The 14,710-nt window shown below is 74.4% G+C and carries 17 protein-coding genes; 6 read left to right on the top strand and 11 right to left on the bottom strand.

The annotated features are described in order from the left end of the window. The first annotated feature begins 8 nt into the window (after positions 1-8). Positions 9-215 (top strand): hypothetical protein, encoded by a 207-nt coding sequence (locus QUG92_RS06300; RefSeq protein ID WP_289458087.1) that lies wholly within the window; start codon positions 9-11, stop codon positions 213-215. Here QUG92_RS06300 and QUG92_RS06295 read toward each other — a convergent pair. Next, positions 212-655: an arsenate reductase ArsC gene (locus tag QUG92_RS06295; RefSeq protein WP_434533041.1), complete on the bottom strand. Its 444-nt coding sequence runs from the start codon at positions 653-655 to the stop codon at positions 212-214. The two genes, QUG92_RS06300 and QUG92_RS06295, sit on opposite strands and share 4 nt — an antisense overlap. A gap of 132 nt (positions 656-787) precedes the next feature. Between QUG92_RS06295 and QUG92_RS06290 the strand changes: the two genes are divergently transcribed. Next, complete coding sequence (locus tag QUG92_RS06290) at positions 788-1,315, top strand: AAA family ATPase (protein WP_289458086.1); 528 nt, start codon at positions 788-790, stop codon at positions 1,313-1,315. Here QUG92_RS06290 and QUG92_RS06285 read toward each other — a convergent pair. Together QUG92_RS06285 and QUG92_RS06280 are read right to left on the bottom strand one after the other, a co-directional pair. After that, entirely contained in the window at positions 1,297-2,097 is an 801-nt protein-coding gene (locus tag QUG92_RS06285; RefSeq protein ID WP_289458085.1) for a DNA-formamidopyrimidine glycosylase family protein, read from the bottom strand. The genes QUG92_RS06290 and QUG92_RS06285 overlap by 19 nt on opposite strands. Before the next feature lie 51 nt (positions 2,098-2,148). Then, on the bottom strand, positions 2,149-2,538 hold the full coding sequence (locus QUG92_RS06280; RefSeq protein WP_182045250.1) for a MerR family transcriptional regulator: 390 nt from the start codon (positions 2,536-2,538) through the stop codon (positions 2,149-2,151). 93 nt (positions 2,539-2,631) lie between these two features. On the opposite strand from QUG92_RS06280, the gene QUG92_RS06275 reads away from it, so the two are divergent. Next, positions 2,632-3,333 carry an SDR family oxidoreductase gene (locus QUG92_RS06275; RefSeq protein WP_289458084.1) on the top strand — a complete coding sequence of 234 codons (702 nt, stop codon included), beginning with the start codon at positions 2,632-2,634 and terminating at the stop codon, positions 3,331-3,333. Positions 3,334-3,339: 6 nt separating this feature from the next. Here the strand turns inward: QUG92_RS06275 and QUG92_RS06270 are convergent, their stop codons facing one another. Beyond that, on the bottom strand, positions 3,340-4,053 hold the full coding sequence (locus QUG92_RS06270; protein ID WP_289458083.1) for an alpha/beta fold hydrolase: 714 nt from the start codon (positions 4,051-4,053) through the stop codon (positions 3,340-3,342). Positions 4,054-4,167: 114 nt separating this feature from the next. Next, positions 4,168-4,809: an SDR family oxidoreductase gene (locus QUG92_RS06265; protein ID WP_182045253.1), complete on the bottom strand. Its 642-nt coding sequence runs from the start codon at positions 4,807-4,809 to the stop codon at positions 4,168-4,170. 97 nt (positions 4,810-4,906) lie between these two features. Between QUG92_RS06265 and QUG92_RS06260 the strand changes: the two genes are divergently transcribed. Together QUG92_RS06260 and QUG92_RS06255 are read left to right on the top strand one after the other, a co-directional pair. Further along, positions 4,907-5,392 carry a DUF4126 family protein gene (locus QUG92_RS06260; protein ID WP_069713151.1) on the top strand — a complete coding sequence of 162 codons (486 nt, stop codon included), beginning with the start codon at positions 4,907-4,909 and terminating at the stop codon, positions 5,390-5,392. A 117-nt stretch (positions 5,393-5,509) separates the two neighbouring features. After that, positions 5,510-6,481, top strand: a complete 972-nt coding sequence (locus tag QUG92_RS06255; protein WP_182045254.1) for an NAD-dependent epimerase/dehydratase family protein — start codon at positions 5,510-5,512, stop codon at positions 6,479-6,481. A gap of 73 nt (positions 6,482-6,554) precedes the next feature. Here QUG92_RS06255 and QUG92_RS06250 read toward each other — a convergent pair whose 3' ends face one another. From QUG92_RS06250 to QUG92_RS06235, 4 genes are all read right to left on the bottom strand, one after another. After that, a complete protein-coding gene (locus QUG92_RS06250; RefSeq protein ID WP_182045344.1) occupies positions 6,555-7,736 on the bottom strand; it encodes an MFS transporter in 1,182 nt (393 codons plus the stop codon). An 8-nt stretch (positions 7,737-7,744) separates the two neighbouring features. After that, positions 7,745-7,963 (bottom strand): hypothetical protein, encoded by a 219-nt coding sequence (locus QUG92_RS06245; protein WP_069713153.1) that lies wholly within the window; start codon positions 7,961-7,963, stop codon positions 7,745-7,747. Continuing rightward, positions 7,960-8,877, bottom strand: a complete 918-nt coding sequence (locus QUG92_RS06240; RefSeq protein WP_182045255.1) for a helix-turn-helix transcriptional regulator — start codon at positions 8,875-8,877, stop codon at positions 7,960-7,962. Before QUG92_RS06240 ends, QUG92_RS06245 begins: the two co-directional genes overlap by 4 nt. 69 nt (positions 8,878-8,946) lie before the next feature. Continuing rightward, the gene (locus tag QUG92_RS06235) at positions 8,947-10,107 is read right to left on the bottom strand and encodes a PQQ-dependent sugar dehydrogenase (protein ID WP_259346004.1); all 1,161 of its coding nucleotides are present in this window, start codon (positions 10,105-10,107) and stop codon (positions 8,947-8,949) included. 138 nt (positions 10,108-10,245) lie between these two features. Between QUG92_RS06235 and QUG92_RS06230 the strand changes: the two genes are divergently transcribed. Next, positions 10,246-10,911, top strand: coding sequence for an SDR family NAD(P)-dependent oxidoreductase (locus tag QUG92_RS06230; RefSeq protein ID WP_289458081.1), 666 nt, complete (start codon positions 10,246-10,248; stop codon positions 10,909-10,911). Positions 10,912-10,975: 64 nt separating this feature from the next. Here QUG92_RS06230 and QUG92_RS06225 read toward each other — a convergent pair whose 3' ends face one another. Then, positions 10,976-11,737 carry an SGNH/GDSL hydrolase family protein gene (locus QUG92_RS06225; protein WP_289458080.1) on the bottom strand — a complete coding sequence of 254 codons (762 nt, stop codon included), beginning with the start codon at positions 11,735-11,737 and terminating at the stop codon, positions 10,976-10,978. Positions 11,738-11,837: 100 nt separating this feature from the next. Further along, positions 11,838-14,657 (bottom strand): ABC transporter permease family protein, encoded by a 2,820-nt coding sequence (locus tag QUG92_RS06220; RefSeq protein ID WP_289458079.1) that lies wholly within the window; start codon positions 14,655-14,657, stop codon positions 11,838-11,840. Between the last annotated feature and the right edge of the window lie 53 nt (positions 14,658-14,710).

Raw genomic sequence — 14,710 nt, 5'->3', positions numbered from 1 at the left:
TCGTCCAGGTGCCCTGGCTCGCCTTCGGCGTCCTCGTCGTGGTCGTCGTCGTCGCCCCGTTCCTCGGGGTGCTGCTGGCCCGGGCGCCCCGGCTGACCCTCGTGCTCGCGGTGCTGGCGCTCCTCGCCGTGCTCGGGCTCACCCTGTACCCGGAGGGCTCCGCCTCGGACGCCCGTCGGGCCGCGCCGACGTTGAGCCGGGCCGGCGGACGCTAGAGCAGCTCGCCGAGCAGGGTCTCCACCCGGCGACGGACCTCGTCGCGCACCGGTCGGACCTGCTCGATCGGCAGACCGGCGGGGTCGGTGAGCGCCCAGTCCTCGTACCGCTTGCCCGGGAAGACCGGGCAGGCGTCCCCGCACCCCATCGTCACGACGACGTCGGCCTGTCGCACGGCGTCGGTGGTCAGGACGGCGGGCTGCTCGCCGGCGATGTCGATGCCCTCCTCGGCCATCGCCGCGACCGCGACCGCGTTGATCCGGTCCGCGGGCTCGGACCCCGCGGAGAACACGTCCACGCGGTCGCCCGCCAGGTGCCGGAGCCACCCCGCAGCCATCTGGGACCGGCCGGCGTTGTGGACGCAGACGAACAGGACGGCGGGCTTCTGGTCGGACACGGTCTGCTCCGGGAGGGTCGTCGGGCTGGGGGACCCGGCCATCCTGCCGCACCGCGGTGAACGGCCGGTGCGCCGGACGGGAGGCGCGGGGCGGGCCGGTGGGGGAGCCTCCCGTCCGGCGCGTGGTCCGTCGCGAACCGCGCTCGCCGCCGCGGGTGCGGTAGCGTCCGCAGGGTGATCGTGTGGATCAACGGTACCCACGGGGCCGGCAAGACGACGACGGCGCGGTTGCTGCAGCCGATGCTGCCGGACGCGCACGTGCTCGACCCCGAGAAGATCGGCGAGGTCCTCATGGACGTGCGTCCTCCGTTGCCGGACCACGGTGACTTCCAGCACTGGGATCCGTGGCGGCCACTCGTCGTCGAGACCGCTCGTCGGCTGCTCGACCACGTCGGCGGGACCCTCGTCATGCCGCAGACCGTGCTGGTCGAGGCGTACTGGCGCGAGATCGCCGACGGCTTCGACGCGCACGCGATCCCGGTGCGTCACGTCGTGCTCCACGCCGACCAGGACACCCTGCGGCGACGGATCGAGGACGACGCCGTGATGGGCTTCTCGACCTTCCGGATGAGCCGCCTCGAGCCCTACGCGGACGCGGCGCGGAGCTGGCTGCACGACGCTGCCGAGGTCGTCTCCACCGTCGACCGCAGCCCCGAGCAGGTGGCCCGTCTGATCGCCGACGGTCAGACGGCCGCCGGCTGACAGCGCGGGCACCACCAGACCCGGCGGGGCGGGGAGCCGACCACCTCGACGTCATCGCGGGCCCGGACGCGCGTGCCGCAGCGCAGGCACGGACGCCCGGCGCGGCCGACGACCCAGTGGCGCTCGCCGCGGCGGAGGACGCCCGTCGTCACCTGGTACGCGTCGGGCGTCGTCGCCGAGTGCCGGAGCATCCGACGCGCGGTCTCGAGCAGGGGCGGCACGTCGACGGAGCCGATCGGCCGGTCGGGGTGGAGCCCGCGGATGAAGCCGAGCTCGTTCGCCCAGAGGTTCCCGAGGCCGGCGACCCGGCGTTGGTCGAGCAGGACCGTCCGCACCGGCAGGTCCGGGTCGGCGGTGCAGCGCCGGACGGCCTCGTCGAGGTCCGGGTCGTCGTGCAGCAGGTCGGGGCCGAGGTGCCCGACGGCGCGGTGCTCGTCGCGGGTCGGGAGCAGTTCGACCACGGGCAGTGCGATGCCCCACACCGTCCGGCCGTCGTCGAGGGCCATCCGGACCCGGGCCTCGCGCGCGGCGTGCACGGGGAGCCGGCGGCCGGCGGCGGTGACGGTCCACGAGCCGGTCATCCGCATGTGGGTGTGCAGGGTCGAGCCGTCGTCGAAACGGGTCAGCAGGTGCTTGCCGTGCGTGGCGTGGGCGAGGATGCGGCGGCCGACCACGGTCGCACCGGCATCGGGACCGCCGCGGAGCTCACCCCGCGCGACCAGGGCACCGTCCGTGCTGCGGAGCCGGGCAGCCAGGCGGTGGACGGAGTCACCCTCGGGCATGCCGTCACGGTACGACCGGCCACCGACAGCTCGATCGGGCCCGACCCGGGCTCAGGCCGCGGCGGTCGTCGGCTCGCGCAGGGCCGGGCAGTGCTCCGGCGTCGGGTGCTCGGAGATCGCGATGACCTCGTCGAGGCGGGCTCGGGCGGCCTCGAGGTCGGCGAGCTGTGCGGTGATCCGGTCGCGTTCGGCCACGAGCAGCGCGAACGACTCCGCCGTGGCCACGCCGGCGTCGACGCAGGGCAGGAGCTGCACGATGGTCCGGCTCGGCAGACCGGCCGCGAACAACTGCTGCACGAGCTGCACCCGCTCGACGGAGGTCCCGGCGTACGAGCGCTGGCCGCCGGACGTCCTGGTCGCCGTGAGCAGTCCCTGCTGCTCGTAGTACCGCAGCGACCGGACGCTCGCCCCCGTCGCCGCCGCGAGGTCCCCGATGCGCATGCCTGCTCCGATCCGTGCTTGCACCTGACACTGATGTCAGGTCCTACCGTAGCCGAGCCGGTGCGGGAGACGCCCGCTCGGCAGGAGGACATCATGGACATCGCCGGATCCGTCGCACTCGTCACGGGCTCGAACCGGGGCATCGGCCGCCGGTTCGTCACGCAGCTGCTCGAGCGGGGCGCCAGCAAGGTCTACGCGACCGCACGTCGCCCCGAGCTCGTCGACGTCGAGGGCGTCGAGGTGCTGCCGCTCGACATCACCGACGAGGCCTCGGTCGCCGCCGCAGCCGCGGCCGCGCAGGACGTCACGCTGCTCGTCAACAACGCCGGCATCGCCACGACGGGGTCGCTCCTGCGCGGCGACCTGACCGACGCCCGTCGCGAGATGGACACGCACTACTGGGGCACGCTGTCGGTGCTGCGGGCCTTCGCGCCGGTCATCGAGCGGAACGGCGGCGGCGCGGTCGTCAACGTGCTGTCCGCCCTGTCGTGGTTCGTGTACCCAAGGTCGGGCGGGTACGCGGCCGCGAAGGCCGCCGAGTGGAACCTGACGAACGCCGTGCGGCTCGAGCTCGCGTCCGCCGGGATCACCGTGCAGGGGCTGCACCTCGGAGCGGCGGACACCGACATCATGGCCGGGTACGAGGGCTCGATGGTCGACCCGGCGGACGTCGCCCGTGCGTCGCTCGACGGGGTCGAGGCCGGTGTGGCCGAGGTCCTCGTCGACGAGTGGAGCCGCGGGGTGAAGGCATCGCTCCAGGGTGCGCCGGAGGCGTTCTACGCCCAGTTCGCCTGAGCCGGATCAGGCGAGCAGCGGCTCGAGCAGGTCGACGACGAGGTCCGGACGGCTGATGAACGGGTGGTGCCCGGTCGGGAGCTCCACGGTGGCGGTCGCCCGGGCGGCGTGCGACCGCTGCAGCGCGACCGTGGTGCTGCGGTCCTCGGTGCACACCACGGCGGTGGAGTCGACGTCGGCCCACCCGGTCCGGGTCGTCGTCGTGCCGAAGGCCGCCGCGTCCTGCGACGTCGTCCGGGCGAACGCGTCGCGCTGCAGGGGCTCGTCGGCGTCCTGCAGGAAGCGGGCCCCGAAGGACGCCTCGTCGTACCCGTCGAGCAGGATCCGACCGTCGTCGACCCGGACGGTGACCGGGTCGGGCTCGCCGCTCATGATCGAACCCTGGGAGGCCCCGACCGGCGGCGTGTAGCTCGACACGAGCACGACGTGCCGGACGGACGGGTGCGCGCCGGCCTCGGCGATGACCGTGCCGCCGTACGAGTGGCCGACGAGCACGACGTCGTCGTGGGCGTCGAGCACCGCCCGGAGTGCGGCCGCGTCGTCCCGCAGGTCGCCCCCGTCGGCGTCGGTCTCGCCGCACGACGGCAGGGCGACGGCGACGCTCGCGACCCCGGTGCGTTCCAGGAGCAGGTCAGCAGTGGGGCGCCACCACCAGGCGCCGTCACGGACGAGGGCGCCGTGCACGAAGACGAGGGTCGGGGCGGTGCCGGTTGCGGTCATGGACCGAACCTAGGCACCCAGCCCGACCCTCGTCCGCCCGGTTCGCTCACAGCGACGCTCGTCGCGCGACGAGCGTCGCGCAACGCGCGTCGCGCGACAGCCAGAGCGCAGTGACTACGCCCGCAGGAAGTCCGCGATCGGGGTCGACCCCTCGTTGAAGCGGATGGTGCGCCCCGCGGTGGAGGGGTCCTCGAGCACGTCGGCCACCACGTGCGCCACGTCCCCGCGCGGCACCTGCGACGCCGAACCGTCCCAGTCGACCGACCCGGTCGGCTCGTCGTCGGTCAGGGTGCTCGGTGCGACGACGGTCCACTGCAGGTCGGAGTCGCGGAGCACCGCGTCGGCGATCATCTTGGACTGCGCGTACGCGAAGAAGTCCTGGTCCTGCGGCACCCCGTGGTCGAGCTGCGACCCGGCCCACGAGACCATGACGAACCGGTCCACCCCGGCCTGCGCCGCGCCCTGCACCGAGAGCACCGCGGCGTCGCGGTCGATCGCCCACGTGCGGTCGGCCGAACCGCCACCGGCACCGGCCGACCAGACGACGGCGTCGTGCCCGCGGACCAGGTCGGCGAAGTCGGTGAGCGACTGCTCCTGCACGTTCGCGACCTTCGGGTCCCCGCCGTGCGCGCGGACCTCGTCCTGCTGGTCGGGGTTCCGGATCACCGACGTGACGCGGTGCCCCCGCTCGGTGAGGATGCGGGTGGCCAGGAGTGCGACCTTGCCGTGGCCGCCGAACAGGATGACGTTGCTCATGGCCGGGACGGTACGCGGGGCGGCTCCGAACGACGCGGACCGCTGCGTCCCCCGAGCGGTGCGCGAGTACCGTCCGACCTGACACGACGGGAGAACCATGAGCAAGCAGCACGAACAGCACACCCTGGTCCGCACCCTGGCTCTCGGGGTCCTCAGCGGCGGACGGAGCGGCACCCCGCTGGCCGTCCTCGCCCTGAACCACGACAACAAGGCCCTCAAGGGCGACTGGCAGCAGTGGAAGGCCTTCAGCACGCCGCTCGGCCGCGGGCTGCTCGTCGCGTCGGCGGTCGGCGAGCTCATCGGTGACAAGTCGAAGAAGGCGCCCGCGCGCATCTCGCCCGTCGGGCTGATCGGCCGCATCGGCGCCGGTGCGCTCGCCGGTGCGGCGCTCGGCACGACCGGCAGCCGCGACCTCCGCCTCGAGGGTGCGATCCTCGGCGGCGTCGGCGCGATCGTCGGCAGCTTCGCGGGCTGGGCCGCGCGCAAGCTCCTCAGCAGCGCCGGGCTCCCGGACGCCGTCGGTGCCGTCGCCGAGGACGCGGCGGTCATCGCCGGGTCGGTGCAGGCGGTCCGCACGGTCTGACCCGACCACGACGTGACGGGAGGCGCGGGTCGGCCACGACCCGCGCCTCCCGTTCGTGACGTCGGGGGCACCACCAGGGCCTGCCGCTCCCGGGGACGCGCGCCTAGCGTGAGCGCCATGCGCATCGTCGTCATCGGAGCCACCGGCCACATCGGCACGTTCCTCGTCCCCCGTCTCGTCCGCGCCGGCCACGACGTCGTGGCCGTCTCGCGCGGCACCAGCACCCCGTACGCCGACGCCCCGGAGTGGGAGCGCATCGAGCGCGTCACCGCTGACCGGGAGCAGGAGGACCGCGACGGCACGTTCGGCGACCGCATCGCGGCGCTCGCCGCGGACGCCGTCGTCGACCTCGTCTGCTTCACGCTCGAGTCCGCCGAGCAGCTCGTCCGTGCGCTCCGGGGGAGCGGCACGCACCTCGTGCACTGCGGGTCGATCTGGCGCGCGGGCGTCTCGCACGTCCTGCCGATCACGGAGGAGACGGCAACACCGCCCTTCGGTGAGTACGGCACCCAGAAGGACGCCATCGCCCGGATGCTCAAGCAGGAAATCGCCGGTGGGGGTGTCGTCACGACCTCGATCCACCCGGGGCACATCAGCGGTCCGGGGTGGCTGCCGATCGGCCCGCTGGGGAACCTCGACCCGACGGTCGTCACCCGGCTGTCCGCGGGCGAGGTCGTGGAGGTCCCCGGGCTCGGCGCCGAGTCGATGGCGCACGTGCACGCCGACGACGTCGCCCAGCTCTTCCAGCTGGCCGTCGAGCAGCGGGACGCCGCCGCCGGTGAGGACTTCTTCGCCACCGCCCCGACGGCGCTCACCGTGCGCGGGTACGCCGCGCTGGTCGCGTCGTGGTCCGGCCGGGAGGCACGGCTCGAGTCCGTCAGCTGGGACCGGTTCCGCGAGACCACGGCCACCGAGCACGCCGACGCGAGCTGGGAGCACCTGTCGCGCAGTCAGGTGTTCAGCACCGAGAAGCCGCAGCGGCTGCTCGGGTACGCACCGGCGTACACCGCGTCCGAGACGGTCCGCGATGCCCTGCGGTGGCAGGCCGAGCACGGCGACCTCGCGGTCGACGCGTCCTTCCGTCCCTGACGGCACCGGGTCCGGCCGGGGGCTGCTCTAGGCTGCGCGGGGCTGCGCGGTGGTCGCGGTCGTCGCGGTCGCGTCAGGCGGACGCCGTGCGCTCCGGCACCACGAGCGCACGGCGCCGGTGGACGGCCCAGACGGTCGTCGCGAAGCCGACGAGCACCGAACCGCCGATCGTCACCGCGGTCCACCCGCCGGCGTTCCAGAGCACCCCGGCCACGGCCGAGCCGATCGCACCGCCGACGAAGTTGCTCGTGACGAAGGCCGTGTTCAGCCGGCTCCGCGCGGCGGGGTCGATCGCGAACAGGCGCGTCTGGTTGAGCACGTTCGTCGCCTGCACGCCCACGTCGAGCAGCAGGACGGCGACGAGCACCACCGGGACCGATCCGGCACCGAGCCCGGCGACCACGAGCGACACGAGGACCAGGACCAGCGCACCGCCGGTGACCGGCACCGACCACCCGCGGTCGTGCAACCGTCCCACCCGCTGCGCGGCCACCGCACCGGCCAGCCCGACGAGTCCGACGGCACCGATCGCGGTCGTCGACCAACCGTACGGCGGGGCGCTGAGCAGGAACGTCAGCGAGGTCCAGAACATCGTGAAGACCGCGAACACGGCGGCGCTGATCACGAGCGTGACGCGGACCGCACGGTGCGCACCGACGGCGCGGAACACCGAGCCGATGAGCCGGGGGTACGCCACCCGCTCGCGCGGGGGCAGCTCGGGGATCGCCCGCCGCAGCAGGACGGCGAGCACGACCGCGGCGACCGCGGCGACGACGTACACCGTGCGCCACCCGGCGAACCCGGCGATCACGCCGCTCACCGTCCGGCTGAGCAGGATGCCGGTCAGCACCCCGGAGGCGATGGTCCCGACCACCCGGCCCCGCGCCGCAGGGTCGGCGAGGTCGCCCGCGAGCGGGATGAGCAGCTGCCCGGCGACCGTCGTCGTGCCGACCAGGGCGAGCGCGACGAGCAGGGTGGCGAACCCCGGGGCGACGGCCGCGCCGACCAGTGCGACGGCCGAGGCGAGCAGCACGCCCGGCACGAGCCGACGCCGGTCGAGCACGTCGCCGAGCGGGACCACGAGCAGGATGCCGAGCGCGTAGCCGACCTGGGTCAGGGTGACGAGCAGCCCGGCCAGCGCCGAGGACGTCCCGAGGTCGGCGGCGACGTCGTCGAGCAGGGGCTGCGCCCAGTACAGGTTGCCGACGGCCGCTCCGCCCGCGACGGCGAACAGGACCGTGCGACCGGTCGTCATCGCGGCGCTCACCGGCGGGACCCGGCGTCCCGACGGAACAGCAGCGCGATGTTCCACGGCCCGGGCTGCAGGCGGACGGTCGCCTCGGCGACGACGCGTTCCTCGTGCTCCCGGTCGCGGGTCAGGTCGTGGATCTCCTGCTCGGCGTGCCAGCGGAAGCGGAGACGGTCCCAGCGCGACGACGCCGGCAGCGCCCGTGCGGTCTCGACCGACGAGGTGTCGCTCACGCGTCCTCCCGTTCGGTGGTCCGCCCGCTCGCGCGGTCGGCGATTCGCCCGGTCGCGCGGTCGGCGATCCGTTCGGTCGCCGCCCACGAGGCGAGGACCCGGAGCGCGTCGGCGGTGGGGCTGCCCGGCGTCGCGGGGTAGACGGTGAGGCTCAGGCCGGGGTCCTCCGCCAGCTCGAGCGACTGGAAGTGCAGCTCGATCGGGCCGACCACCGGGTGGTCGAACGCCTTGACGCCCGCGTAGTGCCGTCGGACGTCGTGCGCGGCCCACAGCCGGCGGAAGTCCTCGCTGCGCACGGACAGTTCGCCGACGAGCGCCGCGAGGTCCCGGTCGCGCGGACTCCGGCCGGCCTCGCGCCGGAGGATCGCGACGTTCGTGTGCGCCGCGCGGTCCCAGTCCTGGTAGAAGTCCCGCGCCCGGGTGTCGAGGAAGATGAAGCGCGAGAAGTTCATCGGGCGGTCCCCGGTGACGAGCGCGGCGTGCAGGGCCCACCCGAGGGCGTTCGCGGCGACGATGTCCTGGCGGTTGTTCACGATCATCGCGGGGGCCTCGGTCACGACGTCGAGCAGGTACTGCAGCTCCGGTCGCACGGCGGCGACCCGGACGTTCCGAACGGCCCGGCGCGGCGGCTCGTTCTGGTGTCGTGCGAGGTCGCGCAGGTGCTCGTGCTCGGCCGCGTCGAGCTGCAGCGCGGTGGCGACGGCGTCGAGCACGCTGTCGGAGACGCCCTGCAGGTTCCCGCGCTCGAGCCGGGTGTAGTAGTCGATGCTCACCCCTGCCAGGCCCGAGACCTCCTCGCGCCGGAGGCCGGTGACGCGTCGCCGCGTCCCGGAGGTCCGGATGCCGGCCTGCTCCGGGGTGATCCGGGCGCGACGGCTCGACAGGAAGTCTCGGGCTTCGTCACGGTGGTCCATGCGCTCCACGCTACGACGGCACGGCCACGGCAACGAGGTGCTGCCGGAACCCCCGTCAGCTGCCGGTCGTCAGCTGCCGGTCGTCAGGGGGACCGAGACGATCCGGTCGTCACCGTCGCGGGGGTCGCCGCGGCCGTCGGTGTTGTTCGTCACGAACCAGAGCGTGTCGTCCGGCCCGGGCAGCACCGTCCGGATGCGGCCGAAGTCCCCGGCGAAGTACTCGGTCGCGGTCGACGGGTCGGACACCGGCACACCCCGCACGGACTCGCCCTTGAGGTTCGCGACGAAGACGGTGTCACCGATCACGGTCAGCCCGCTCGGCGACGCCTCGTCGGTGGACCACTGCTGCACGGGGTCGACGAAGCCGCGGTCCTCGCCACCGGTGCCCTCGACCTCGGGCCAGCCGTAGTCCTTCCCCGGCTCGACGACGTTGAGCTCGTCCCAGCGGTTCTCGCCGAACTCCGCGGCGAACATCGTGCCGTCCGCCGCCCAGCCCATGCCCTGCACGTTCCGGTGGCCGAGCGACCACACCGGGGAGCCGTCGAACGGGTTGTCGTCGGGTACCGCGCCGTCGGGCGTCATCCGGAGGATCTTGCCCGCGAGCGAGTCGCGGTCCTGCGCCTCGGACCGGTTGCCGGCGTCCCCGACGCTCGCGTAGAGCATGCCGTCGGGACCGAACGCGATCCGGCCGCCGTCGTGGAAGGTGTTCGCGGGCAGGCCGTCGATCACGGTCGTGGCGTCACCGAGCCGCCACGAGCCCGTGTCCCCGGTGAGCTCGTAGCGCTGGATCCGGTTGCCGTCCTCGGCGGTCGAGTACACGAACAGGTCGTCGTCGTGCAGGGCGAGGCCGAGCAGTCCGCCCTCGCCGCCGTGCCGGACGCCGGCGACCGTGCCGACCTCGCGCGTCGAGCCGTCCGCGCGCAGTTCGAGCACGCGGGCGGAGTCCCGCTCGCTGACGAACGCGTCGCCGTCGTCGCCCACCGGGACGACCGACCACGGGGCCTCGAGCCCGCTGACGACGTCGGAGGTGGCACCGTCCGGAGCGACCTGACCGGCCGCGAGGTCGGGCGGCGGGCTGGCGGTGCTGCTCTGCGCGGCGTCGCCCGAGTCGGTCGCGCTCCGGTCGTCCGAGCAACCGGCCAGGGCGAGGGCGGTCACGGCGGCCAGCCCGACGGCGGACCAGGTGCGGCGGCTGCGGAGCGTGCTGCGGGTCGTGCGGGTGCTGTCCACGGTGTTCCTCCCGGGTCGTGGTGCGAGTCCACACGCTGCGGTCGGGAAAGCCCTGGGGGTTCCCGGCACAACCCCTCACCGCTGCGCGCACCGGCCTACCGTCGGCAGCACATCGTTCCCGGTCGGAGAGGACCATCCATGACCACCATCGCCATCGTCGGCGCCGGCAAGGGCCTCGGGCTCGCCGTCGCGGACCGCTTCGGCCGCGAGGGCTTCGACATCGCGCTGATCTCCCGCAACCAGGACCGGCTGGACTCGCTGGCCGCCGAGCTCCGCGACTCCGGGTACCGCGCCCAGGGCTTCGCCGCGAACGTACGGGACGGGGACTCGCTCCGCGCCGCCCTCGAGGCCGCCACCGAGCAGCTCGGCCCGATCGAGGTGCTGCAGTACAGCCCGCTGCCGGCCAAGGAGTACATGCGTCCGGTCCTCGAGACCACGGCGGAGGACCTCGTCGGCCCGATCGAGTTCTCGGTCTACGGCTCCGTGAACGCCGTGCGCCAGGTGCTGCCCGGCATGCGGGCCATCGGCAAGGGCACGATCCTGTTCGTCAACGGCGGCAGCGCGGTCCGTCCGGGCGCGCGGGTGACCGGGACCTCCGTCGCCTTCGCCGGGGAGAGCGCCTACGCGCAGCTCCTGCACGACGCCGTCGCCGAGGAGCAGGTGCACGTCGGCCAGCTGATCATCCCGTTCGGCATCGACGACGGCCAGGACGACCACTCCGGTGCGGCCATCGCCGAGCGCCTCTGGACCATCCACACCGAGCGCGGGGACTTCCGGACGTACGCCGAGCCGCTGCCCGAGTGAGCCGGGACGGCCGGAAGGCCCGTGGCGGGGTCGCCACGGGCCTTCCGTCCGTCGGTGGTCGCGGTCAGCGCGCGGTGCGCTCGATCGCGTCGGCCATCGCCGCGGCGACGCCGCGGTTCGCCTCGGCCGTCGGGTGGATGCCGTCGGGCGAGGTGCCCGGCACGTAGGCGCCGTCCGCGGCGCGGATCGCCCGGAAGGGGTCGACGAAGGCCCACCCGTGCCGGTCGGCGTCGGCGTGCAGCGCGTCGGTCAGGACGAGCTGTCCGGTGCGTCGGTCGGCTCCCCAGCGGCTCCACGTCCAGTCGGCGGGCGGCCCGGCGACGACGAGCACGCGCTCCGCCCCGACCTTGCGCACGATGGCGTCGACGCCCGCGATCGTCCGCTCGGTCGGGACCGCCTGGTTGACGTCGTTCGTGCCGACCTCGACCACGAGGACGCGGGCCTGCGGCACCGGACCGATCTCGGCGAGCACCTGGTCGGCGCGGTACCCGCTGTGGGCGTAGCCGCCGACCGCGTGCAGCCGGTCGTCTGCCTCGAGCTGGTGCAGCCACGAGTCGGGTCGGGCGGTGATCGAGTCCCCGGCGTACGCGAACGGCACGGCGTCGGACAGCGCGGGGGTGTCGAGGGCCCCCGTGACGACCTGGTCCGGCGTGCTCGGCCGGGGGAGTTCGGCGCTCCGCTCGACCCGCGTGCCCACCGCCGCGGCGACCGGGCGGTCGTCGGCGCTGGCGGTGTGGGTCGACGAGAGGACGAAGGCGCCGGCGCCGACGATGCAGGAGGCGGAGACGATGCTCGCGACGAGGGCGAGGCGGGTGGTGCGGGTCACAGGTACAGGTATCCCGCGGATCGACCGCGCGGACCAGTCCCCCGACCTGGGGAACCGGCGGCGTGGCTGAGGGTCCTCGCGGCGGCTCACAGGTTCGCGGTCAGTGCGCACGGCGCACCACCGGTCGACGGCCCCGGCCGGCGGTCAGCCAGGTGCCCGCCGTCACGAGCAGCGGCAGCCCCAGGGCGAGCAGGGCCAGCACCGGCCAGTCCGCGACGAACGGCAGGTGCGTGGTCCCCGTCGGGCCGCCGTCGAACCGCAGGGTGAGCGCCCGGATCGGCAGCAGTCCGAGCAGCGTGCCGACGACCGCGCCGACGGTGGTGAGGATCGCTGCCTGCCAGGCGGACACCCGCCGGCGCAGGACCGGTGCGGCCCCGATCGCGTCGAGGACCTCGTCGTCGAGGCGACCGTCGGACCGGGCGAGCCCGACGGCGACGGCCGTGGCGCCGATCGTCACCGCCGCGGCGAGGGCGAGCACGAGGGCCTGCACCGTCGCCTGCTCGTCCACCGGTCCGCGCTCGTAGGCGAAGCCCGGACCACCCCATCGTTCCCGGTCCGCGCCGCCGTTGCTCTGCCACGCGGACGACAGCTCGTCGTACTGGGACAGGGTCAGGTCCTGCGACAGGTGCATCGCGAGCAGGCCGTCGACCAGGGGGACCCCGTGTGCCGCCGCGGTCTCGCGGGTCATGAAGACCCCGATCTTGATCCGTGGCGTCTGCACGTCGACCACGGCCGGGATCGTCGTCGAGGCGTCGGGGCGGGTGTCCTCGAGCAGTGCGGCGTCGTCGATCGTGCGGTCCCGGAAGCTGTCGATCCGGACCGCCCCGTCGTGGACGTACTCGGGCCAGAGCGACACGGCCTCGCCGTCCGCGAGCGCCCGTCGGACCTCGGCGGACGGGCGGTGCCCGGTGAGCAGGGCGTAGTCGTCGAGCGTCCCCGCCGCGATGTGCGGCTCACCGCTCCCGACGCTCTGCAGGAAGGTCGCACAGCCGGTCGTGTCGGAGGTCGGGCAGTCCCGCCGGACGAAGTCGTGCGGCGTGGTGATCGTGGTCGACTCCTGGCCGGCGTCCTCGCGGTTCACGGCGAGCACGTGCAGCCGGACGCCGTCCAACGCTCCGGAGAGCACGCGCGCGGCCCGGTCGGTGACGGCGGCGTCGTACCCGTCGCCGTACCCGTCGGGGTCGGTCAGCGAGACGGTCGCGGTCGCGACCCCGACGGCGGTCGTGTACTCGTACCCCCGGACGAACCGGGCGTGCTCCGAGGCGCTCCACGTGATCACGACCGAGGCGACGAACACGACGCTCATCACGCTCGCGAGCACCGGGACCGTGCGGACCGGGTTGCGCCGGGCGTCCCGCGCGGCGATCCGGGCGGACAGGCCGAGGCGCGCCGAGAGCCGTGCGACGCCGGCCAGGACCCACGGCGACGCCAGGGCGACGCCGAGCTGCACCAGGCACGGCCCGAGCGCGACCCCGACGCCGGCGAGCACCGCCCAACGGTCCTGCTGCACGGGCCGGTCGTTGAGCAGGAGCACGCCGGCACCGCACGCCAGGGTCATCACCGTCCCGGTGACGACCAGGACGGGGACCCAGACCCGCCGCCGACGTTCCGTCCGGGGACGGGCCGCCGCGGGGCGCAGGGAACCGCGGAGGGCCGCGAGGACGTCGACCCGCGTCGCCGAACGGGCCGCGACCAGGGCCGCCACGAGTCCGGCGGCGACGGCGACCGCCGCGATCGTCACGAGGGCGAGTGTCGGCACGTGCAGCCCCGGCCAGGTCCCGACGTTGCCGTCGTCGAGCAGGTGGAAGGCGAGCACGCCGAGCCCCGTACCGAGCGCGGTGCCGAGCAGCGCACCCGCCGCACCGAGCACCAGCCCGGAACCGGCGACGACCGCACGGACGAAGCCCCGCCCACCGCCGACACTCGTGACGATCGCGTAGGTGCGGGTGTCCGCCCGGGTGCCGACCAGGAACGCCGCACCCGCGAGCAGTGCGACCTCGAAGGCGGCGAACACCCCGACCAGTGCCATGGCACCGAGGTACGCGTCCACGGTCGTCCCGGTCGGGACGCCCTCGAGCCGGTCCGCTGGCGGGTCGAGCACGACCGGACGGGACTCGACGACGATGCCGTGGGCGTTCAACGCGCGGATCTCCGACCACGTCGGGGCGACCTCGGGCAGGTACACGGTCGTGTCCGACCCACCGCGCTGCACGGAGTGCGGGAGCTCGGCCGGCAGGGACCCCGACGGCAGGAACACCCCCTCGGCGTCCGGGCCGGAGGCGGCGTCGCGCATGGTGCCCGTGACGGTGAACCGCTGGCGGACCGGATCGGTCACGGTCAGGGTGTCGCCGACGGTCAGGTGGAGGCGCTCGAGCGTCGCGGGGGTCACCATCGCCTGGTCCGGCGCGGTCGGTGCACGGCCGGAGAGCACGTGCCAGTGCCCGTCGAGGGCGGGCGACCACGTCGCTCCCTCGTCCGCGGAGACGGCGACGGGGACCTCCGGGCCGGCGACGACCACCTGCGTGGTCCGGACCGGGATCGCCTCGGCCCCCGCGGGCACGTGGTCGAGCAGTTCGGCCCAGGGCGAGTCCTCGTCGGCGGTCGTCACCGGGCTGTCCCGTGCGGAGTCGGTCAGCTGCCACTGCACGGGGTCCTGCCGCATCCCGGGCAGGTCCGGGCCCGACAGCCGCATCTGGGCCGCCGCGTGGCCGAGGTCGTACCGGAGCTGCTCCTGCACGGTGGGCAGCGTCGACTGGACGACCACGGCCGCTGCCGCGAAGCCCGCGGTGGGGATGCCGATCAGCGACATGATCAGCACCGCGCGGCCGGCCTTCGCGAAGGCCAGTCGACGACCGAGTCGGAGGGCGGGGCCGAGTGCGACGGGCGTGCGCGTGCGGCTCCGGACGACCGTCCGGGACACCCGGGGACCGCGTCGTTCGACCCGTTCCCGGTCGTCGCCAGCGCTGCGCCGAC

Source organism: Curtobacterium citri, assembly GCF_030362955.1.
Taxonomy (GTDB): domain Bacteria; phylum Actinomycetota; class Actinomycetes; order Actinomycetales; family Microbacteriaceae; genus Curtobacterium; species Curtobacterium citri.
This window is presented reverse-complemented; position numbering and strand designations above follow the sequence as displayed.

Bases quoted from the DNA above. Each gene is read 5' to 3' on its own strand.
- QUG92_RS06295 (WP_434533041.1), bottom strand. From the start codon at position 655: ATGGCCGGGTCCCCCAGCCCGACGACCCTCCCGGAGCAGACCGTGTCC.
- QUG92_RS06285 (WP_289458085.1), bottom strand. From the start codon at position 2,097: ATGCCCGAGGGTGACTCCGTCCACCGCCTGGCTGCCCGGCTCCGCAGC.
- QUG92_RS06280 (WP_182045250.1), bottom strand. From the start codon at position 2,538: ATGCGCATCGGGGACCTCGCGGCGGCGACGGGGGCGAGCGTCCGGTCG.
- QUG92_RS06275 (WP_289458084.1), top strand. From the start codon at position 2,632: ATGGACATCGCCGGATCCGTCGCACTCGTCACGGGCTCGAACCGGGGC.
- QUG92_RS06270 (WP_289458083.1), bottom strand. From the start codon at position 4,053: ATGACCGCAACCGGCACCGCCCCGACCCTCGTCTTCGTGCACGGCGCC.
- QUG92_RS06265 (WP_182045253.1), bottom strand. From the start codon at position 4,809: ATGAGCAACGTCATCCTGTTCGGCGGCCACGGCAAGGTCGCACTCCTG.
- QUG92_RS06260 (WP_069713151.1), top strand. From the start codon at position 4,907: ATGAGCAAGCAGCACGAACAGCACACCCTGGTCCGCACCCTGGCTCTC.
- QUG92_RS06255 (WP_182045254.1), top strand. From the start codon at position 5,510: ATGCGCATCGTCGTCATCGGAGCCACCGGCCACATCGGCACGTTCCTC.
- QUG92_RS06250 (WP_182045344.1), bottom strand. From the start codon at position 7,736: ATGACGACCGGTCGCACGGTCCTGTTCGCCGTCGCGGGCGGAGCGGCC.
- QUG92_RS06240 (WP_182045255.1), bottom strand. From the start codon at position 8,877: ATGGACCACCGTGACGAAGCCCGAGACTTCCTGTCGAGCCGTCGCGCC.
- QUG92_RS06230 (WP_289458081.1), top strand. From the start codon at position 10,246: ATGACCACCATCGCCATCGTCGGCGCCGGCAAGGGCCTCGGGCTCGCC.